Source organism: Thioalkalivibrio sp. ALE25, assembly GCF_000377285.1.
Classification (GTDB): domain Bacteria; phylum Pseudomonadota; class Gammaproteobacteria; order Ectothiorhodospirales; family Ectothiorhodospiraceae; genus Thioalkalivibrio.
This window is the reverse complement of the sequence record NZ_KB897936.1, coordinates 68,240-86,158: the sequence shown is the minus strand read 5'-3', so window position 1 is coordinate 86,158 and position 17,919 is coordinate 68,240. Positions and strand designations below refer to the sequence as shown.

The 17,919-nt window shown below is 68.7% G+C and carries 23 protein-coding genes; 8 read left to right on the top strand and 15 right to left on the bottom strand.

Features of this window, described 5'->3' with window-relative positions:
• Window positions 1–68: 68 nt before the first annotated feature.
• The 13 genes from C996_RS0111845 to soxY form a co-directional block, all read right to left on the bottom strand.
• Window positions 69–425 carry a cupin domain-containing protein gene (locus tag C996_RS0111845; protein WP_026279305.1) on the bottom strand — a complete coding sequence of 119 codons (357 nt, stop codon included), beginning with the start codon at window positions 423–425 and terminating at the stop codon, window positions 69–71.
• Between the two features lie 8 nt (window positions 426–433).
• Window positions 434–1,984 carry a 2,3-bisphosphoglycerate-independent phosphoglycerate mutase gene (gpmI, locus tag C996_RS0111840; protein WP_018867649.1) on the bottom strand — a complete coding sequence of 517 codons (1,551 nt, stop codon included), beginning with the start codon at window positions 1,982–1,984 and terminating at the stop codon, window positions 434–436.
• 102 nt (window positions 1,985–2,086) lie between these two features.
• Window positions 2,087–3,274: a twin-arginine translocase subunit TatC gene (tatC, locus tag C996_RS0111835; RefSeq protein ID WP_018867648.1), complete on the bottom strand. Its 1,188-nt coding sequence runs from the start codon at window positions 3,272–3,274 to the stop codon at window positions 2,087–2,089.
• Window positions 3,271–3,996 carry a Sec-independent protein translocase protein TatB gene (tatB, locus tag C996_RS0111830; protein ID WP_018867647.1) on the bottom strand — a complete coding sequence of 242 codons (726 nt, stop codon included), beginning with the start codon at window positions 3,994–3,996 and terminating at the stop codon, window positions 3,271–3,273. The genes tatC and tatB overlap by 4 nt, the downstream gene beginning before the upstream one ends.
• 44 nt (window positions 3,997–4,040) lie before the next feature.
• The gene (gene tatA / locus C996_RS0111825; protein ID WP_018867646.1) at window positions 4,041–4,331 is read right to left on the bottom strand and encodes a twin-arginine translocase TatA/TatE family subunit; all 291 of its coding nucleotides are present in this window, start codon (window positions 4,329–4,331) and stop codon (window positions 4,041–4,043) included.
• 198 nt (window positions 4,332–4,529) lie between these two features.
• Window positions 4,530–4,898 (bottom strand): phosphoribosyl-ATP diphosphatase, encoded by a 369-nt coding sequence (locus C996_RS0111820; RefSeq protein ID WP_018867645.1) that lies wholly within the window; start codon window positions 4,896–4,898, stop codon window positions 4,530–4,532.
• Window positions 4,895–5,689, bottom strand: a complete 795-nt coding sequence (gene hisF / locus C996_RS0111815; protein ID WP_018867644.1) for an imidazole glycerol phosphate synthase subunit HisF — start codon at window positions 5,687–5,689, stop codon at window positions 4,895–4,897. The genes C996_RS0111820 and hisF overlap by 4 nt, the downstream gene beginning before the upstream one ends.
• Before the next feature lies 1 nt (window position 5,690).
• On the bottom strand, window positions 5,691–6,419 hold the full coding sequence (gene hisA / locus C996_RS0111810) for a 1-(5-phosphoribosyl)-5-[(5-phosphoribosylamino)methylideneamino]imidazole-4-carboxamide isomerase (protein ID WP_018867643.1): 729 nt from the start codon (window positions 6,417–6,419) through the stop codon (window positions 5,691–5,693).
• A gap of 10 nt (window positions 6,420–6,429) precedes the next feature.
• The gene (hisH, locus tag C996_RS0111805; RefSeq protein WP_018867642.1) at window positions 6,430–7,086 is read right to left on the bottom strand and encodes an imidazole glycerol phosphate synthase subunit HisH; all 657 of its coding nucleotides are present in this window, start codon (window positions 7,084–7,086) and stop codon (window positions 6,430–6,432) included.
• A gap of 24 nt (window positions 7,087–7,110) precedes the next feature.
• Window positions 7,111–7,704, bottom strand: coding sequence for an imidazoleglycerol-phosphate dehydratase HisB (gene hisB / locus C996_RS0111800; RefSeq protein WP_018867641.1), 594 nt, complete (start codon window positions 7,702–7,704; stop codon window positions 7,111–7,113).
• Window positions 7,705–7,772: 68 nt separating this feature from the next.
• Window positions 7,773–8,153 carry a hypothetical protein gene (locus C996_RS0111795; RefSeq protein WP_018867640.1) on the bottom strand — a complete coding sequence of 127 codons (381 nt, stop codon included), beginning with the start codon at window positions 8,151–8,153 and terminating at the stop codon, window positions 7,773–7,775.
• Window positions 8,154–8,281: 128 nt separating this feature from the next.
• Window positions 8,282–8,566, bottom strand: coding sequence for a thiosulfate oxidation carrier complex protein SoxZ (soxZ, locus tag C996_RS13815; protein ID WP_038035779.1), 285 nt, complete (start codon window positions 8,564–8,566; stop codon window positions 8,282–8,284).
• Between the two features lie 46 nt (window positions 8,567–8,612).
• On the bottom strand, window positions 8,613–9,083 hold the full coding sequence (gene soxY / locus C996_RS0111785) for a thiosulfate oxidation carrier protein SoxY (protein WP_018867638.1): 471 nt from the start codon (window positions 9,081–9,083) through the stop codon (window positions 8,613–8,615).
• Between the two features lie 339 nt (window positions 9,084–9,422).
• On the opposite strand from soxY, the gene C996_RS14380 reads away from it, so the two are divergent.
• The 8 genes from C996_RS14380 to hslU all read left to right on the top strand — a co-directional run bounded on the left by C996_RS14380 (window position 9,423) and on the right by hslU (window position 16,054).
• Window positions 9,423–9,563: a lipoprotein gene (locus tag C996_RS14380; protein ID WP_018867637.1), complete on the top strand. Its 141-nt coding sequence runs from the start codon at window positions 9,423–9,425 to the stop codon at window positions 9,561–9,563.
• Between the two features lie 20 nt (window positions 9,564–9,583).
• Entirely contained in the window at window positions 9,584–10,888 is a 1,305-nt protein-coding gene (gene lysA, locus C996_RS0111775; RefSeq protein ID WP_018867636.1) for a diaminopimelate decarboxylase, read from the top strand.
• Complete coding sequence (locus C996_RS0111770) at window positions 10,885–11,559, top strand: trans-aconitate 2-methyltransferase (RefSeq protein ID WP_018867635.1); 675 nt, start codon at window positions 10,885–10,887, stop codon at window positions 11,557–11,559. Before lysA ends, C996_RS0111770 begins: the two co-directional genes overlap by 4 nt.
• Window positions 11,559–12,395 carry a diaminopimelate epimerase gene (dapF, locus tag C996_RS0111765; protein WP_018867634.1) on the top strand — a complete coding sequence of 279 codons (837 nt, stop codon included), beginning with the start codon at window positions 11,559–11,561 and terminating at the stop codon, window positions 12,393–12,395. The genes C996_RS0111770 and dapF overlap by 1 nt, the downstream gene beginning before the upstream one ends.
• A complete protein-coding gene (locus C996_RS0111760; RefSeq protein ID WP_018867633.1) occupies window positions 12,392–13,129 on the top strand; it encodes a DUF484 family protein in 738 nt (245 codons plus the stop codon). The genes dapF and C996_RS0111760 overlap by 4 nt, the downstream gene beginning before the upstream one ends.
• Window positions 13,101–14,039 carry a tyrosine recombinase XerC gene (gene xerC / locus C996_RS0111755; RefSeq protein WP_018867632.1) on the top strand — a complete coding sequence of 313 codons (939 nt, stop codon included), beginning with the start codon at window positions 13,101–13,103 and terminating at the stop codon, window positions 14,037–14,039. Before C996_RS0111760 ends, xerC begins: the two co-directional genes overlap by 29 nt.
• A gap of 91 nt (window positions 14,040–14,130) precedes the next feature.
• Window positions 14,131–14,673: an ATP-dependent protease subunit HslV gene (gene hslV, locus C996_RS0111750; RefSeq protein WP_018141092.1), complete on the top strand. Its 543-nt coding sequence runs from the start codon at window positions 14,131–14,133 to the stop codon at window positions 14,671–14,673.
• A gap of 46 nt (window positions 14,674–14,719) precedes the next feature.
• The gene (gene hslU, locus C996_RS0111745; protein WP_018867631.1) at window positions 14,720–16,054 is read left to right on the top strand and encodes an ATP-dependent protease ATPase subunit HslU; all 1,335 of its coding nucleotides are present in this window, start codon (window positions 14,720–14,722) and stop codon (window positions 16,052–16,054) included.
• A gap of 10 nt (window positions 16,055–16,064) precedes the next feature.
• Here the strand turns inward: hslU and C996_RS0111740 are convergent, their stop codons facing one another.
• Both C996_RS0111740 and C996_RS0111735 read right to left on the bottom strand, forming a co-directional pair.
• Window positions 16,065–16,976: a lysophospholipid acyltransferase family protein gene (locus C996_RS0111740; RefSeq protein ID WP_018867630.1), complete on the bottom strand. Its 912-nt coding sequence runs from the start codon at window positions 16,974–16,976 to the stop codon at window positions 16,065–16,067.
• Window positions 16,951–17,754, bottom strand: coding sequence for a tRNA 2-thiocytidine(32) synthetase TtcA (locus C996_RS0111735; protein ID WP_018867629.1), 804 nt, complete (start codon window positions 17,752–17,754; stop codon window positions 16,951–16,953). The genes C996_RS0111740 and C996_RS0111735 overlap by 26 nt, the downstream gene beginning before the upstream one ends.
• Window positions 17,755–17,919: the final 165 nt, after the last annotated feature.

Here is a 17,919-nt window from a genome sequence, read left to right as displayed (position 1 = left end):
CGGCTGCGCCTCCTGGTCATGACGGGAGGTTGGGGGATGCGGCGCGGTGCGGCATACGCCGCCCCGGACTACAGGAGCTCGGTGTCGTCGTGCGAGTACGCCGGCGAGCAGCTGCACAGGATATGCAGGGGCTCGGCGCCGGTGTTGCGGATGTTGTGCGGCGTGCCGGGCGCGATGCAGACCGTGTCGCCCACCGTGACCGGGAAGGTCGCCTCACCCAGGCGCATCTCGCCCTGGCCGCGCGTGACGTGATAGAGCTCCTCGGTGCGCGCGTGGCGATGCAGGCGCGTGATCGCCCCTGGCTCGAGCACGGCCTCGGCCAGGCTCTGGGCGGCGTTGCCGTGCACATCGGGGTGCATCAGCTCGCGGATCTCGGAGCCGTCCTTGGTGTCATAGGCCGGGATGTCGGCGTAGCGCGTATGCATCATCGGGCTCACGCGGACTCCGGCACTTCCTCGAGCAGCAGGCTCTGGCCACCCATCGCGGCGGGCTTGGGCACCCCCATCAGTTCCAGCACGGTCGGGGCGACATCGGCCAGGCCGCCGCCGGTGCGCAGGCGCCAGCGCTGGGAGTCGGTGATCATGCACATCACCGGGTAGATGGTGTGCTGGGTATGCGGGGCGCCGGTCACCGGGTCGACGTATTCGTCGCAGTTGCCGTGGTCGGCGGTCACGATCGCGGAGTATTCCAGCTCCCGCGCGGCGTCCAGGACCCGACCGACCTCCTGGTCCAGGGTCTGGACCGCCTGGATCAGCGCCTCGCGCTTGGCGGTGTGTCCGACCATGTCGCCGTTGGCGAAGTTGACCAGAATGAACCCGTAGCGCCCGCTCTGCATCGCCTGGATGGTCTCGTCGGCCACCTCCTTGGCGCTCATCTCCGGCTGCTCGTCGTAGGTATCCACGGACGGCGAGGGGACCATCACCCGCTGCTCGCCGGCGTAGGGCTCTTCCTTGCCGCCGTTGAAGAAGAAGGTCACGTGGGCGTACTTCTCGGTCTCGGCGCAATGGAACTGAGGGATACCGGCGGAGGCGATGGTACTGCCCAGGGTGGTCGACGGGCGCTCCGGGGGGAAGGCAATCGGTGACAGGAAGCGCGGGTCGTACTCGGTCAGGCAGGTTTCCGCCACGGGGTGGAAGTCGCCGCGGTCGAAGCCGTCGAAGTCGTCCATGCCCAGGGCGGCGGTGAGCTGACGCGGGCGGTCGTTGCGGAAGTTGAACAGCACGCAGACCGCGTCCTCGCCCAGCGGGGCGCCGCCGTTGATGATGCGCGGATTGATGAACTCGTCGTCCTCGCCGGCCGCGTAGGCGGCCTCGATGGCCTCGCGGGCGGACCCGACGGACTCGCCCTCGGCATAGGCGATCGCGCGGAAGGCCTTCTCGGTGCGCTTCCACCGCTTGTCACGGTCCATTGCGTAATAGCGGCCACAGACCGTGGCGATGGCGCCGCCGGCGTTGGCCAGTTCTTCCTCCAGCGGGTCGAGGTAGTTCAGCGCCGAGCGCGGGGCGGTGTCGCGGCCGTCGGTGATCATGTGCACCATCGGCCGCGCGCCCTCGCGCTGGCAGATCTCGACCAGGGCGCGCAGATGGCGGATGTGCGAGTGCACGCCTCCATCGGAGACCAGGCCGATCAGGTGCAGGGGCAGGTCGTTGTTGGCGGCCGCCCGGGCGGCGCTGACCAGGGCGTCGTTCTCGTAGAAGCTGCCGTCGGCGATGGAGTCGTCGATGCGCACCAGGTCCTGGTTGATCACGGTCCCCGCGCCCAGCGTCAGGTGCCCCACCTCGGAGTTGCCCATCTGCCCGTCCGGCAGCCCGACCGCGCGGCCACAGGCATCCAGCGTGGTGTGCGTATGGGTCGAGAGATACTCGTCGAGACGCGGGGTGTCGGCCTCGGCGTAGGCATTGTTCAGCTTGGAGGGGTTCACGCCGACTCCGTCCATGACGATCAGCAGGACGGGGCGGCGGGGGGTGGAACGCGGATCGGCCATCGCGGGATCATTACCTGGGTCAATGGGTTACCCGGGTATTTTAGCAACTTCCGATGCTTGGCGGGGCGCCGGGCCGCACAAATCGCGGGCGCCCCGGCCGGTTCAGCGATCGCGTCCCGTGTCATCCGCCTCGGTTGAGGCGTCCCCGGGGTCCGAATCGGCGCCGGGCGGGGTGTCGTCGCCCGCCGTGCCGGACACCGCCGGTTGCTCTCCAGAGCCGGCGGGCGTGCCCCCGGAATCGCGGGCGGCCCGCTGGCGGCGCAGTTCAGCCTGCTCTTCCTCGATGCGGTCCAGCTCGGCATCCATTTCGTCATCGGTCAGCGGGGTGTACCCGGTGCGCGCGGCCGCCGTGGCACTTTCGCCCGCCCCGGCGGCGGTCCCGGTCGTCCCGGATGCCGTCGCCGCCGAACTCGTCGCGGCCTTCTTGCGCGATCCGCCGCCGCTGCCGCCACCCCGCGGCTTGCCACCACCCGGGCCGTCATCATCCGGGCCGTCGTCGTCGCCCGTGTCCGCGTCACCGCCCGCGCCAGCGCGGCGTTCGGCCTTCTTGCGCTCCATGATCCGCGACAGGATCAGGCCGATCTCGAACAGCAGCCACATCGGCAGCGCCAGCAGGGTCTGCGAGATGATATCCGGCGGGGTGAGCACCATCCCCACCAGGAACACCCCGACGATTACGTAGGGGCGCTTCTGCGCCAGCTTGGCCGGGGTGGTCGCCCCCATGGAGACGAGCAGGATGGTCGCCACCGGCACCTCGAAGGCAATGCCGAAGGCGATGAACAGCATGATGACGAACGACAGGTAGCGCGAGATGTCGGTCATCACCGACACGCCCTCGGGCGCGGTGGCGGTGAAGAACGCGAAGATCAGCGGGAACACCACGAAATAGGCGAATGCCATCCCGAGGTAGAACAGCATGGTGGACGAGGCCACCAGCGGCAGCGCCATGCTCTTTTCGTGGGCGTACAGGCCCGGGGCCACGAAGGACCAGACCTGGTACAGCAGGTACGGGATGCTGAGAACCACGGCCAGCAGCAGGGTCAGCTTGAACGGGATCAGGAACGGCGCGGCCACGTCGATCGCGATCATGCTGGTGCCTTCCGGCAGGTGCTGCATCAGCGGGTCGGCCAGCCAGGTGTAGATCGGGTTGGCGAACGGGAACAGGATCAGGAACACCACCAGGATGGCGATGAACATCCTGAGGATGCGGTCCCGCAGCTCGATCAGATGCGTGAGCAGGGTCTCGGTGGCTTCCGGACTCGGCTCGACCCCCGGTTTGGTCTTGCTCATGAGTGCTTGTCAGGGGTCTGGTCGTCGTGAGTGGTGTCGGTCGTCGAGTCCCGCGCAGGGCGCGAGCCCTCGTCCGCGGGATCCGGGGTCCGCGCGGGATCCGGGGTCCGGCGTTCGCGCACCGCCGGCTTCTTGCGCTCCGGACGCGGCCCGTCGGCCGCCCGTGCCTTCTGCTCGGCGGCCAGCGCCGGGTCGTCGGTCATCAGGTTGCCGTCCAGATCGCCCTGTGTGGGCACACGGCGCACCTCGGTCGGTTCGTCGGCTTCGGCGTCGGTATCCGGCGTTTCAGCGTCGCCACCGCGCACCGCCGCGTCGGGGCTGCGCATCGAGGGCTTGTCGCGCACCGCCGGCTTGGCCGGCTTCTTCTCGGCCAGTGCCTTCTGCTCGGAGTCCGAGAGGTGCTTGCCGGTCTTCGGCTGACCCTCGATGTCCTCCCGCAGACCGCGCTCGGTGTCCTCGAACTCCTCGCGCAGGCTGGTCTCGGTCTCGTCCATCATGTTCTTGAGCTGGCGGATCTCGCGATCCTGGCTCTTCAGCATCTTGCGCAGCTCGTCGGTCTGCAGCTCCTGCTCGAAATCCGAGCGCACGCTGTGGACGAAACGCCGGGTCTTGCCCACCCAGCGCCCGATCTCGCGCGCAAGCCCGGGCAGCCGCTCCGGCCCGACGACCAGCAGCGCCACCAGCACGATGATGATGATTTCCCAGAAGCCGATATCGAACATGGACTACCGCCGTTCGAGCCGGGCCACCGCGCCGGGCGCGAGGCTCAGGACTTCTTGTCCGATTGCGAGGCGTCGGAATCCTTTTCGCTGCTCTTTTTGACCTCGGCGTCGACCACGCGACCCTTGTCGTCGGTCTGGTCCTCGACCTCGCGCGTCTCGCCGTCTTCGCCTTCCTTCTTCTCTTCGGCGTCGGGGTCCTTGACCGCCTGGCGGAAGTTCTTCATCGCCGAACCGATATCCCCCCCCATGTTGCGCAGCTTCTTGGTGCCGAACAGCAGCACGACGATGAGCAGGATAATGAGGAGCTGCCAAATACTGATACCACCGATACCCATGGATTCTGTCTCCGGTAAAACAACTTTTGGGTAGCCTGAACGGCGCCAGGCCCATAATCAACTGTGCGGCACGCCGGGTCATGTACATGCTCGCGCCCGGATTGCTCTGGCGCGTGGACCCGACACGGTGACCGCAGTGTAGCCGAGCAACATGAACGAACGCTTTACCGGAGCCAGTCAAAGGCCGCCGGGAGATCATCAGTGATCGGAGCGACGTCCACTCGTTTCGCGCGCGGCCTTCTCCGCGACACCCGACAGGCCGAAACGTCGCGCCAGTTCGTCGAGGACATCGTCCGGGTGCCGGCCGCGCGCCGCGAGCACCACCAGGGCATGAAACCACAGGTCGGCCATTTCCGACACCAGGGCGTCGGTGTCGTCATTCTTCGCGGCGATCAGGGTCTCCGCCGATTCCTCGCCCAGTTTCTTCAGCATCTCGTCCAGGCCGCGCGCGTGGAGCTTCGCCACATAGGACTGCTCCGGGTCGGCCTGACGGCGCTGCTCGATGACCTCGGCCAGTGCGGCGAGCACCTCGGCGCCGGCGGGACGGTTGGGCGCGGACTCGGTCATTGCGTGGCCACCTCGGCATCGTTCGGTCGCACCGGCACACCGGCCGCCGCCATCGCGTCCTTGGCCTCACCCACGGTGTGCTGGCCGAAATGAAAGATACTGGCCGCCAGCACGGCGTCGGCATGGCCCTCGGTCACGCCCTCCACCAGGTGCTGGAGCTCACCGACGCCGCCGGAGGCGATGACCGGGATACCCACCGCGTCGCTGACCGCGCGGGTCAGGGCCAGATCGAAGCCGATGCGGGTACCGTCGCGGTCCATGCTGGTCAGCAGGATCTCGCCAGCCCCCAGGGCCTCCATGCGCTGCGCCCACTCGACTACGTCCAGCCCGGTCTCGCGGCGCCCTCCGTGGGTAAAGACCTCCCAGCGCGGTGGCTCATTCCCCGTGCTGACCTGCTTGGCGTCGATCGCGACCACGATGCACTGGCTGCCGACCCAGTCGGCGGCCTCGCGCACCAGCTCCGGGCGGTGCACCGCGGCGGTATTGATGGAGACCTTGTCGGCCCCGGCGTTCAGCAGGCGGCGGATGTCCTCGACCGCGCGCACGCCGCCCCCGACCGTCAGCGGGATGAAGACCTCGCGCGCGACCGCCTCGACCACGTGCAGGATGGTCTCGCGGTCGTCGCTGGAGGCGGTGATGTCGAGGAAGGTGATCTCGTCCGCGCCCTGCGCGTTGTAACGCCGGGCAATCTCCACCGGGTCCCCGGCATCGCGGATGCCGACGAAGTTGACGCCCTTGACCACGCGGCCGCCGTCGACATCCAGGCAGGGGATGATGCGCTTGGCGAGCATCTCAGCTCCCGGCGGCCGCGCGGGCCTCCTCCAGGGTGAAGGCGCCCTCGTACAGGGCCCGGCCGACGATCGCGCCGGTAATACCGTCTTCCTCGCGCGCCGCCAGGTTGCGGATGTCGTCCAGTGAACTGATACCGCCGGAGGCGATCACCGGCACGCGCACGTTGCTCGCCAGGCGTGCGGTGGCCTCCACGTTGGGCCCCTTCATCATCCCGTCGCGGGCGATGTCGGTGTAGACGAAGGCCACCACGCCGTCGGCCTCGAAGTGCTGGGCCAGGTCGATCACGTCGTGGTGCGAGAGCTTGGACCAGCCATCCACCGCGAGCTTGCCGTCCTTGGCGTCCAGCCCGACGATGATGCGGCCGGGAAACTCCAGGCACAGGTCGTTCACGAAGTGCGGGGCGCTGACCGCGCGGGTGCCGATGATCACGAACTCGACCCCGGCATCGAGGTAGGCCTGTACCGTGTCCTCGTCGCGCACCCCGCCGCCGATCTGGATCGGCAGGTCGGGGAAGGCCTTCGCGATGGCGTGCACCGCCTGGGCATTGCGCGGCTGGCCGGCGAAGGCGCCGTCCAGGTCCACGATGTGCAGGCGTTCGGCCCCGGCGTCCACCCAGCGCTTCGCCATCTCCACCGGGTCCTCGCCGAACACGGTGGAATCGTCCATGTTCCCCTGGCGCAGGCGAACGCACTTGCCTTCCTTCAGATCGATTGCGGGGATGACCAGCATCTTCGACTCCTCACGACGCCCCGGGACCGTCTCCGTCCCAGCGCAGAAAGTTGTGCAGCAGGCGCAGCCCGCAGGCGGCGCTCTTCTCCGGATGGCACTGCATGGTGAACAACGAGCCCCGTGCCAGTGCCGAGGCAAAGGTCTCGCCATAATCGGTGCGCCCGGCCACATCCGCCTCGCGCTCGGGCTGCACCCGGTAGCTGTGGACGAAGTAGAACCAGGGGGTCTCCGGCAGACCGTGCCACAGGGGGTGCTCGCGCACCGGCAGCACGCGGTTCCACCCCATGTGGGGGATCTTCAAGCGGCGGCCATCCGCACCCTCCATCGCAGGGAAGCGCGCCACCCGGCCCGGCAGGATGCCCAGCAGGTCGACCCCGCCGCTCTCCTCGCTGGTGTCCATCAGGATCTGCTGGCCCAGGCACAGGCCGAGGAAGGGCCGGTCCGCCGCCAGTTCCGGCAGCAGCCGGTCCAGGCCGCGCCCGGCCAGCGCCTGCATGGCATCCCCCGCCGCACCCTGGCCGGGGAACACCAGGCGGTCCGCCTCGCGCAGGGTCTCGGGCTCGTCCGTGAGCAGCACACGCTGATCGGCCGCGGCCTCGTGCTCCAGCGCACGCACGACCGAGTGCAGATTGCCCATGCCGTAATCGATGACGGCAACAGTTTCCATGGCCGGGTCTCGTCCTCTGGTTCTTTACAGAGTGCCCTTGGTGGACGGCATCATGCCCGCCGAGCGCGGATCCATCTCCGCCGCCACGCGCAGGGCACGTCCGAAGGCCTTGAAGATGGTCTCGGCGACATGGTGGGCATTGTCACCACGCAGACAGTCGATGTGCAGGGTCATCCAGCCGTGGTTGACCAGGCCCTGGAAGAACTCGTGGAACAGGTCGACATCGAATTCGCCGATGTGCGAGCGACGGAAGTCGGCGTGCATCTCCAGCCCCGGGCGCCCGGAAAAGTCGATCACCACGCGCGACAGGGCCTCGTCCAGCGGGACGTAGGCATGGCCGTAGCGGCGGATGCCCTTCTTGTCGCCCAGCGCCTGCGCCAGCGCCTGGCCCAGGGTGATGCCGATGTCCTCCACCGTGTGGTGGGCATCGATATGCAGATCGCCCTCGGCACGCACGTCGAGATCGACCAGGCCGTGGCGGGCAACCTGATCCAGCATGTGATCGAGGAACGGGATGCCTGTCTCGAGGTGGCTCTGCCCGGTGCCGTCGAGGTTGAGCTCGATGGCGATGCGGGTCTCCAGGGTGTCGCGGCGGACGGATGCGGTGCGTTCAGTCATGTTCCGGTTCAGGCACGATAAAACGCCAGTGTAGCAAGGCTGGCCCGCGCCCGGTATGACTGCGGGACTTATCCGCGCGACCCCAGCTTCGGGCCGACCAGCAAGGCCTCGGGGACAGCCTCCTGGATGGCGCAGGGCAGTTCGCTGCAGATCCCCGGCCGCGCGCTCAGCGAGACCCACAGCGTGTTCAGCTTCAGGTTCAGCTCGACGAACGCGATATCGGCCCCGTAGCCATGGAGGACCCGCTCGATGGCCAGCGCCCGGGCGTGGATCTCGGCGCGCGGGCGCTGGCGCAGACCGGGGATCAGCATCATGAAGTCCGCCAGCCGACGGCCTTCGGCGTCGCGCCGCGGCAGGCGCTGCCACAGGGGCTGGTGGGGTTCGAGGAGCAGGGCCGGGCGCAGCGCGGGTTCGGCATCCGGGTTTCGCGGCGGGGAATGGGGTGGCATGGCTCGTCGCTCGGCATGGGCCTGTCTGGAGTGTAGGCCAGAAAGGCCAGGGTGCGACGGGCCGAACCCGGGCACAAAAAAAGCCGGGGCAAGCCCCGGCTTTGATCCAAGAGCATGAATGCTCCTGATTACCGCACTTCGACCTCGGTCGAGTCGGATTCACCCTTGTTGTCCGTCCAGGAGATGGACACAGTGTCGCCAGAGGCGCCGTCGATCTCGGTCTGCAGGAACGGGTTGCGGGAGACGGTGTAGTTCCAGTTGGCGGTGACGACGGTGGTGCCGTTACGCGCAATTTCCACAGTCTCGATGAAGTGCGGGCCACCGTCATCGTCGGGGACCAGCATGTCGTGGCTCATCAGCGCACGGATATTGATAACGCCGTTGCTTTCCTGGGCGCGAACTCGAATAGACATATCTTAAACCTCCAGTAGTGTTCGGATCAGCGGTTCGGGGTCGGCGTTAGCCGCCGCAGCCACCAACCGTGACCTTCACTTCTTGAACCGTCTTGTACCAGGTGTCGCCGGACTTCACGGCGGCGACCACGTTGGAGGACTCGCCCATGCGGATACGGCCGGAGACGTTCGCATGCGCGCCATCACCCAGGACGTAGTGGGCGGTCAGCGGCTGGTTGTTCAGCTCGACGAACACGGCCATTTCGGTCACGTTGTCCAGGCTGGACTCGATGGACACCGGGACCACGGCGCCATTCTCGGCGATTTCCGGGGCGCTCAGGGTGACGTCACCGTCAGCGATGTCGCTGGAACCGGTCACCGCTTCAAAGGCGGCTTCCAGACCTTCGGCGGCGAAGGCTTCGGACGGCCAGGCGGCAAGCAGCTTGCTCGGGGCGAGCAGACCGGCCCCGACGGCGACACCGACAGTACCGGCGGCGAGAGTGCCTTTCAGGAAGACACGGCGCTTGGTGCTAATCATGGATGATCTCCTCTCATCTTGTGGGTCAGTTCCGGATAATCCGGGACGTCTTCGCGGTGAACCGCTGTGACGCCTGTTGCTTTGGACGGCGACCTGCAGGGGTCTATTCCCTGCGGACCGGAATCCGCCCCCTGACCAGCTTCAGTGGTCTTTTTGCTGGTCTCGCAGATGCATCGTCCCAAACCTCGCTGAATCATTGATGAACGAATCATCGCGATTCGAAATCGGGTGAATTTCATCGGGATGCAACGGCCTGTCAGGGGCCCTGGCACCTGAAGCCAGCGGCGTATCAATGGCACACTATCGCCTTTCCATGCAACGTAGACCCCGGACCCGACCATGTTTTCCTGCAAGGCCCAATGGCTGTTGATCGCCGTGATCGTCGTACTCGGCACGATGCAGATGCTCGCCTCCTGCGGCCAGAAGGGCGATCTCTACCTGCCCGATGACGAGGAAGCCGAGGAGCACAACCCGCAATGATCCCGCTGAAGGACCACTAGATGGACTATTTCGACTACCACGGCGACACGCTGTTCTGTGAGGGTGTGGCCCTGGACGGCCTGGCCGAACTGGTCGGCACCCCGGCCTACGTGTATTCCCGTGCCACGCTGGAGCGCCACTATCGCGCGTTCAGCGAGGCGCTGATCGGGACCCCGCACCAGGTCTGCTTCGCGGTGAAGGCGAACTCCGCGCTGGGGGTGCTGAACGTGCTCGCGCGCCTGGGCGCCGGCTTCGACATCGTCTCCGGCGGCGAACTGGAACGCGTGCTGCGCGCCGGCGGCGACCCGGCGAAGATCGTGTTCTCCGGCGTCGGCAAGACCGCCGCCGAGATGCGCCGCGCGCTGGAGGTCGGCATCCACTGTTTCAACGTCGAGTCCGCGCCGGAGCTGGAGCGGCTGGAGACGGTCGCGGCAGAGCTCGGCATTCAGGCCCCGGTGTCGATCCGGGTGAACCCGGACGTCGATGCCGAGACCCACCCCTACATCGCCACCGGGCTGCGCGAGAACAAGTTCGGTGTGGCGATCGAGGAGGCGCCGGCGCTGTATGCCCGGGTGCGTGACAGCCAGCACCTGGCGGCCACCGGCGTCGACTTCCACATCGGCTCGCAGCTGACCCGCATTGATCCGTTCACCGATGCCCTCAAGCGTGTGCTGGCGCTGGTGGATCAGCTGGCCGAGGACGGCATCACACTCGAACACATCGATGTCGGCGGTGGCCTGGGCGTGCGCTACCGCGACGAGACGCCGCCGGAGCCCGATGTCTGGGCCAGCGCCCTGCGCGAGGTGCTGGGCGAACGAAGCCTGAAGGTGCTGCTGGAGCCGGGCCGCGCCATCGCGGCGAACGCCGGCGTGTTCCTGACCCGGGTGGAATACCTGAAGCACACCGAGGCGCATGACTTCGCGATCGTCGACGGCGCGATGAACGACCTGCTGCGCCCGGCGCTGTACGGCGCCTGGCAGGAGATCGTGCCGGTGGTACAGCGCGACGACACGGCGACGCGGACCTACGACATCGTCGGCCCGGTCTGCGAGACCGGCGACTTCCTCGGCCGCGAGCGCGAACTGGCGCTGGCCGCCGGTGACCTGCTCGCGGTGCGCTCTGCCGGGGCCTACGGCTATGTGATGGCCGGCAATTACAACTCGCGGCCGCGCCCGCCGGAGGTGATGGTCGACGGCGACCACTTCCAGATCATCAACCGCCGCGAGCAGGTGGATCACCTGATGATGCGCGAGAGCATGCTGCCCCAGGATTCTGAAGACGTGGACCCGGATGACACGGACCCGCCCGGGAGCGTGGCCCCGTGATCCCGCGCCAGCCCGAACCGGAGCTGATGCTGGAGCCTGCGCAGGCACGCGCCTACGCCGAGGCCGACTTCGCCGCCCCGCACGAGGGCTTCGTGGATGCCTTCGCCGAGGTCTTCCCGGGCCCGGTGACCGGGCCGGTGCTGGATCTCGGCTGTGGCCCGGGTGACGTCTCGCTGCGCTTCGCCGCTCGCTACCCCGACTGCGAGGTGGACGGCCTCGACGGCGCGCCCGCGATGCTGGCCGCCGGCGACGCCCTGATGGCCGGTCACCCGGCCGCGCGGCGGGTTCATCTGGCCGAGGGCTGCCTGCCCGAGGCCCGCGGCCCGCGCGCCCCGTATGCCACGATCATCAGCAACTCCCTGCTGCATCACCTGCACGACCCCGCGGTGCTGTGGCAGGCGATCCGCCGCGACGGGGCACCGGGGGCAGCGGTATTCGTGATGGACCTGCGCCGCCCGGACTCGACCGAGTCCGTCCAGGCCCTGGTCGCGCAGTACGCAGCCGATGACCCGGACGTCCTGCGGCGCGACTTCCAGCACTCCCTGCACGCCGCCTTCACGCCCGAGGAGGTGCGCGCGCAGCTGGCCGCCGCCGGCCTCGACGGTTTTACCGTCCACGTCACGTCGGACCGCCACATGATCATTTTCGGTCACCTGCCGGGGCACCGCTGATGCGTCTCGAATTCACCAAGATGCACGGGCTGGGCAACGATTTCGTGGTGATCGATGGCATCCGCCAGTCGGTCCGGCTGGACGCATCGACGCTGCGCCATCTCGCGGATCGCCACTTCGGCATCGGCTGCGACCAGGTGCTGCTGGTGGAGGCGCCGAGCGATCCGGCGCAGGCACTGTTCCGCTACCGCATCTTCAATGCCGACGGCTCCGAGGTGGAGCAGTGCGGCAACGGGGCGCGCTGCTTCGCCCGCTTCGTGCGCGAGCAGGGCCTGACCGAGGCCCGCGAGATCCCGGTCGAGACCCTGGGCGGGCGCATCGTGCTGCATGTCGAGGACGACGAGCGGGTGCGCGTGGACATGGGCCGACCCGAGTTCGCGCCGGCGCGCATCCCGCTGGTCGCCGAGGCCGAAGCCGACGCCTACACCCTGGACGTGCAGGGCCACTCGATCACCCTCGGCGCGGTGTCCATGGGCAACCCCCATGCGGTGATCCTGGTCGACGACGTCGCGCGCGCCCCGGTGGCCGAGATCGGCCCGATCATCGAACGCCACGAGAGCTTCCCGCGGCGCGTCAACGTCGGCTTCGCCGCGCTGCGCGACCGCGGCCATGTCGACCTGCGGGTATTCGAGCGCGGAGTCGGCGAGACGCTGGCCTGTGGCAGTGGCGCGGCCGCCGCGATGGCCGTGCTGCGCCGCCGCGGACTGGTCGACGATGACGTCGAGGTGGCCCTGCCGGGCGGGACCCTTGTGCTAAGCTGGGACGGACAGGCCGAGGCACCGGTTTGGCTGACCGGGCCGGCCACCACGGTATTCAACGGCTGGATCGATCTATGACTGGGCAATCCTCCAACGCCTCTGCTGCAGAGACCGCGAAGACCCGCTCGCCGAAAAAGAACCCGCAAGCCCCGATCGGCGCCGCCGACGTCGAGGCCTACCTGCGCGCGCACCCGGATTTCTTCCAGGACCACCTGCCACTGCTGGACATCCTGCGCATCCCCCACCCATCCGGCGGGGCCGTCTCGCTGCTGGAGCGCCAGGTCGCGCTGCTGCGCGAGAAGCACCGCGCGATGGAGCAGCATATGGGCGAGCTGGTCGAGCGCGCCCGCGACAACGAACGCATGGGCCAGCACCTGCACGAACTGGCCAAGACCCTGATGCGCGCCGAAAACCTGGACGCCGTGCTGGCCCTGACCCAGGACGCCCTGCGCAACGAGCTGGGCGCGGAGCGCGTCAGCATCCGCCTGGCGCATCGCAAGGTCGACGACCTGCATGCGCTGGACAAGGGTGAGCTGGGCACCTTCGACCCGCTGTTCAGCCGCGGCAAGGCCCAGTGTGGCCGGGTCCCCGCCGAGATGCTGGATGTACTGTTCGACGATGCCGAGGAGATCGGATCCGCGATCCTGATGCCCCTGGGCGATGATGCCGACCGGATCGGCGTGCTCGGCCTGGCGAGCGAATCCGCGGACCGCTTCCAGCCCGACATGGGCACCTATTTCGTGACCCACATCGGCGACCTGCTGGCCGAGTCGATCCGCTGCCATGTCGAGCGGACCCACGCCGCGGCCTGACCCGGCGACCGGGGACGCGCCCGCGCAGGATGCGGATATCACGGCGTTTCTGGGCCACCTGAGCGACGTTCGCGGCCATTCGCCGCATACCGTCAAGGCCTATCGACGCGACCTGACGCGCCTGCGCGGCCTGCATCACGGCCCCTGGGAGGCGCTCAGGCCGGCCGACATGCGCCGCATCGCCGGGCAACTGGCGCGCCAGGGCCACCACCCGCGCTCCATTCAGCGCTTCCTGTCCGCCGCGCGCGGCTTCTTTGCCTACCAGGTGGAACAGCGGCGCATGCCCGCCAACCCGGCGTCCGGCATGCGCGGCCCCCGGGCCGGGCGCGCCCTGCCGCGCGATCTCGATGTCGACCAGACACAGCAGGCCCTGGCTCCGGCCGAGGGCCCGGACCCGACGCTGGCCGCCCGCGACCAGGCGATGCTGGAGCTGCTGTATTCCTCCGGGCTGCGCCTGTCGGAACTGACCGGGCTGGATCTGACCGATCTCGACCTGGACGCGGGACTGGTGCGGGTGCTCGGCAAGGGCCGGCGCGAGCGCAGCGTGCCGGTGGGGCGCAAGGCGCGGGAGGCCCTGCGCACCTGGTTGCGGCACCGGGGGGACTGGGCAGCGCCGGACGAGCGGGCGGTCTTCGTCAGCCGTCGCGGCCCGCGCCTCGGCAACCGCGCGGTGCAGCGCCGCGTCGCCGAGGCGGGACGCCGCGCCGGGCTGGATGTGCGCCTGCACCCGCACCGGCTGCGCCATGCGTTTGCCAGCCATCTGCTGGAATCCAGCGGCGACCTGCGGGCCATCCAGGAACTTCTGGGCCACGCCAACCTTGAAACCACCCAGATCTATACCCATCTCGACTATCAGCATCTGGCACAGGTGTATGATGCCGCCCATCCGCGGGCCCGCCGGAGAGATTGATCCGGCCGCGATCGCACCCGCCGGGTGAACGATCCCGGGTCGCCGCGACCCAACACCGTGCCCCCGATACACAGCCGGACAGGAGAACCCCGTGGAACAGTTTCGCGGCACCACCATCGTTTGCGTCCGCAAGGACGGCGCCGTCACCCTCGGGGGCGACGGCCAGGTATCCCTTGGCAACACCGTGATGAAGGGCAACGCGCGCAAGGTGCGCCGGGTCTATCACGACCGCATCCTGGCCGGGTTTGCCGGCGGCACCGCCGATGCCTTCACCCTGTTCGAGCGCTTCGAGGGCATGCTGGAGAAGCACTCCGGCAATATCACCCGGGCTGCGGTGGAGCTGGCCAAGGACTGGCGCACCGACCGCGCCCTGCGCAAGCTGGAGGCCCTGCTGGCCGTGTCCGACCGCGAGAACTCGTTCGTGATCTCGGGGAACGGCGACGTGATCGAGCCGGAGAACGCACTTATCGCGATCGGTTCCGGCGGGCCCTACGCCCAGGCCTCCGCCCAGGCCCTGCTGCAGAACACCGACCTGTCGGCGCGCGAGATCGTGGAGAAGTCCCTGAACATCGCCGCCGACATCTGCGTGTATACCAATCACAACATCACCCTGGAGAGCCTGGACGCGGAGTAACGCGCCAGGCCCCGGACGACCCGATCCGACCAAGGCCCCTTTTGCCATGACCGACATGACCCCCCGCGAGATCGTCCAGGAACTGGACCGCTACATCATCGGCCAGGACGAGGCCAAGCGCTCCGTCGCCATCGCCCTGCGCAACCGCTGGCGCCGGCGCCAGCTGCCGCCGGAGCTGCAGCCCGAGGTCACGCCGAAGAACATCCTGATGATCGGCCCGACCGGTGTCGGCAAGACCGAGATCGCCCGGCGTCTGGCCAAGCTCGCCCGCGCGCCGTTCATCAAGATCGAGGCGACCAAGTTCACCGAGGTCGGCTATGTCGGCCGCGATGTCGAATCGATCATCCGCGACCTGGCCGAGGCCGCGGTCAAGCAGCTGCGCGACGAGGCCATCAAGGAAAACCGCGTCAAGGCCGAGGACGCCGCCGAGGAACGCATCCTCGACGCCCTGCTGCCGCGCCCGCGCAATGCCGGCTTTACCGAGTCCGAGCCGGAAGACGCCGGCAGCGAGACCCGACAGAAGCTGCGCAAGCGCCTGCGCGAAGGCGACATGGACGAGCGCGAGATCGACATCGAGGTCTCGCAGAACCCGCAGGGTGTGGAGATCATGACACCGCCGGGCATGGAGGAGATGGCCAGTCAGCTGCAGTCGATGTTCCAGAACCTCGGCGGTCAGAAGACCCGCTCGCGGCGGCTCAAGATCGCCGAGGCCCGCAAGCTGCTCATCGAGGAGGAGGCCGCGCGCCTGATCAACGAGGAAGACCTGAAGGAGCGCGCCATCGAGCGGGTGGAGCAAAGCGGCATCGTGTTCCTCGACGAGATCGACAAGGTCGCCAAGGGCAGCGAGAAATCGAGCGGCGGCGAGGTCTCGCGCGAGGGCGTGCAGCGCGACCTGCTGCCGCTGATCGAGGGCACCACCGTATCCACCAAGCTGGGCATGGTGCGCACCGACCACATCCTGTTCATTGCCTCCGGCGCCTTCCACCTGTCGAAGCCCTCCGACCTGGTGCCGGAGCTGCAGGGGCGGCTGCCCATTCGGGTGGAGCTGGATGCGCTGTCGGCGGACGCCTTCGTGCGCATCCTGACCGAACCCACCGCCTCGCTGACCGAGCAGTACACCGAGCTGATGAAGACCGAAGGCGTGGAGCTGCGCTTCGAGGCGGATGGCGTGCGCCGCCTGGCCGAGATCGCCCATGACGTGAACGCGCGCACCGAGAACATCGGCGCCCGCCGCCTGCACACCGTACTCGAACGCCTGCTGCAGGACGTCGCCTACCGCGCCCCGGACGTGGACGGTGCCGTGATCGTGGACCGCGAATTCGTCGACCAGCGCCTGGGGGATCTGGTCGAGGACGAGGACCTGTCCCGCTACATCCTCTGACGCCGCGCCGTTACTGGGGCGCCCCCGGGCGGTAGGGATCCGGCCAGCCCTCGGGCGGCGGGTGGAAGCGCTTGTAGGCCCAGTTGTACTGTTCGGGGCAGCGCCGCACCAGCGTCTCCACATGGGCGTTGATCGCCGCGGCCGCGCGGGTGAAGTCGCGGTCGGCCACCTCCGGCCCGGCCTCGACCTCGTGATAGCGAAAGCCCCGGCCCCCGGGCAGGCGCTCGGCAAACAGGAAGACCACGTGATCCCCGCGCCCGCGCAGCAGGCGCGGGAGCAGGGTCATGGTCAGGGCCGGGCGGCCGAAGAACGGGGCGTGCTGCCCCGAGGCGCCCTTGGGACTCTGGTCCGGCAGGATGCCGATAATCGCGCCGCGATCGCGGGCCTGCTGGAGGATACGCAGGCCGCTGCGATCGGCCGGGGCCAGCTCGGCGCCGGTGGAGGCCCGGGCCTCGCGCACCCAGCGATCGATCTCCGGCGTCTTGAACGGGCTGTACAGGGTGGCCATGGGCCCGTGGCGGGCGGCGTGCAGACCGGCGAACTCCCAGGATCCGAGATGCGGGGCGCACAGGAACAGGGCCCGCCCGGCGGGCCGGTCGCGCAGGCGCGCGTAGTGCGGCGGCTGGACCGCCAGCGCCTCCAGCGTCTCCGGGCGCGCCTGCCACAACCAGGGGGACTCGGTCAGGGCGCGGCCCATGCCCATCAGGGAACGCCGTCCGACGCGCCGGCGCCAGGCCGGGTCCTTGTCCGGAAAGCACAGCGCCAGGTTGATTCGGGTGATGCGCGCCGAGCGGGTCGGCAGGTACCAGACCAGCGCCCCCACCAGGCCGCCCAGGGCGTGGTTGACCCGCAGCGGGAGGCGCGCGAGCAGGCGCAGGCCACCCCCGATCAGGCGATCACGCAGATGCCGACGTCGGGCCATGTTCGGGGGCTTCGGGTTCGATGGTCGCGGATGGCGGCTCGCGTGGGGGGATGCCGCCTTCGGTCATCAGCGGCTTGAGGGTCGTGCGCAGGTTGCGGAACAGGCGCGGATGCTGCGCCTCCTCCTGCGCCAGGAGCTGTTTCATGTGCTCGCGCTGGGTGGGCATCGCGAAGCAGGCGGGGCAGTTGTCGAGGATCACCGGCAGCCCGGCGGCCTCGGCAAAGTCCCGCGTCTGGCGCTCGCGTACGTAGACCAGCGGGCGGATCACCCGCAGGTCGCCTGCATCGATCGCGTAGTGGGCCTTCATGGTGCGCAACTGGCCGCCGTGGAACGCGCTCATCATGAAGCTCTCGGCGAGATCGTCCAGATGCTGGCCCAGCGCCAGCACGTTGTAGCCGTGTTCCCGCGCGGTGCGATACATCAGGCCGCGCTTCATGCGCGAGCAGAAGGAACAGAACGAGTCGTTGTCCATGTGCGCGTCGGCCAGCTCGGCGATCGGCTCGGACACGAAGTGATAGGGAATGCCGTAGGCGGCGAGATAGTCCATCAGGCGCTGCGGCTCGAAGCCCTCGATCTCCGGATTGATGGTGACCGCGCCGACCTCGAAGTGCACCGGGGCCCGGCGTGCGAGGTTGTGCAGCAGCCACAGCAGGGTCAGGGAATCCTTGCCGCCGGACAGGCCGACGAGGATGCGATCGCCCTCGCGCACCATGTCGAAGTCGGCGATGGCGCGGCCGGCGAGGCGGCGAATCGAGGCGGGAACGGCGGGTGTCTCCATGGGGCCGCAACATAGGCCGCCGCCGCCCGGCACGCAAGCACCGGCATGCCAATCCGGGGAGAGGGCACGCCAGGCTTTGGGGCGCAGCGGGCCGCGCATGCACCGTGGCCGGGCAAGCGTTGCGCCGCCAGGGTGCGGGATCGCGGTGCGGGATCGCGGCGACCG

Bases quoted from the DNA above. Each gene is read 5' to 3' on its own strand.
- C996_RS0111845 (WP_026279305.1), bottom strand. From the start codon at position 425: ATGCATACGCGCTACGCCGACATCCCGGCCTATGACACCAAGGACGGC.
- gpmI (WP_018867649.1), bottom strand. From the start codon at position 1,984: ATGGCCGATCCGCGTTCCACCCCCCGCCGCCCCGTCCTGCTGATCGTC.
- tatC (WP_018867648.1), bottom strand. From the start codon at position 3,274: ATGAGCAAGACCAAACCGGGGGTCGAGCCGAGTCCGGAAGCCACCGAG.
- tatB (WP_018867647.1), bottom strand. From the start codon at position 3,996: ATGTTCGATATCGGCTTCTGGGAAATCATCATCATCGTGCTGGTGGCG.
- tatA (WP_018867646.1), bottom strand. From the start codon at position 4,331: ATGGGTATCGGTGGTATCAGTATTTGGCAGCTCCTCATTATCCTGCTC.
- C996_RS0111820 (WP_018867645.1), bottom strand. From the start codon at position 4,898: ATGACCGAGTCCGCGCCCAACCGTCCCGCCGGCGCCGAGGTGCTCGCC.
- hisF (WP_018867644.1), bottom strand. From the start codon at position 5,689: ATGCTCGCCAAGCGCATCATCCCCTGCCTGGATGTCGACGGCGGCCGC.
- hisA (WP_018867643.1), bottom strand. From the start codon at position 6,419: ATGCTGGTCATCCCCGCAATCGATCTGAAGGAAGGCAAGTGCGTTCGC.
- hisH (WP_018867642.1), bottom strand. From the start codon at position 7,086: ATGGAAACTGTTGCCGTCATCGATTACGGCATGGGCAATCTGCACTCG.
- hisB (WP_018867641.1), bottom strand. From the start codon at position 7,704: ATGACTGAACGCACCGCATCCGTCCGCCGCGACACCCTGGAGACCCGC.
- C996_RS0111795 (WP_018867640.1), bottom strand. From the start codon at position 8,153: ATGCCACCCCATTCCCCGCCGCGAAACCCGGATGCCGAACCCGCGCTG.
- soxZ (WP_038035779.1), bottom strand. From the start codon at position 8,566: ATGTCTATTCGAGTTCGCGCCCAGGAAAGCAACGGCGTTATCAATATC.
- soxY (WP_018867638.1), bottom strand. From the start codon at position 9,083: ATGATTAGCACCAAGCGCCGTGTCTTCCTGAAAGGCACTCTCGCCGCC.
- C996_RS14380 (WP_018867637.1), top strand. From the start codon at position 9,423: ATGTTTTCCTGCAAGGCCCAATGGCTGTTGATCGCCGTGATCGTCGTA.
- lysA (WP_018867636.1), top strand. From the start codon at position 9,584: ATGGACTATTTCGACTACCACGGCGACACGCTGTTCTGTGAGGGTGTG.
- dapF (WP_018867634.1), top strand. From the start codon at position 11,559: ATGCGTCTCGAATTCACCAAGATGCACGGGCTGGGCAACGATTTCGTG.
- C996_RS0111760 (WP_018867633.1), top strand. From the start codon at position 12,392: ATGACTGGGCAATCCTCCAACGCCTCTGCTGCAGAGACCGCGAAGACC.
- xerC (WP_018867632.1), top strand. From the start codon at position 13,101: ATGTCGAGCGGACCCACGCCGCGGCCTGACCCGGCGACCGGGGACGCG.
- hslU (WP_018867631.1), top strand. From the start codon at position 14,720: ATGACCGACATGACCCCCCGCGAGATCGTCCAGGAACTGGACCGCTAC.
- C996_RS0111740 (WP_018867630.1), bottom strand. From the start codon at position 16,976: ATGGCCCGACGTCGGCATCTGCGTGATCGCCTGATCGGGGGTGGCCTG.
- C996_RS0111735 (WP_018867629.1), bottom strand. From the start codon at position 17,754: ATGGAGACACCCGCCGTTCCCGCCTCGATTCGCCGCCTCGCCGGCCGC.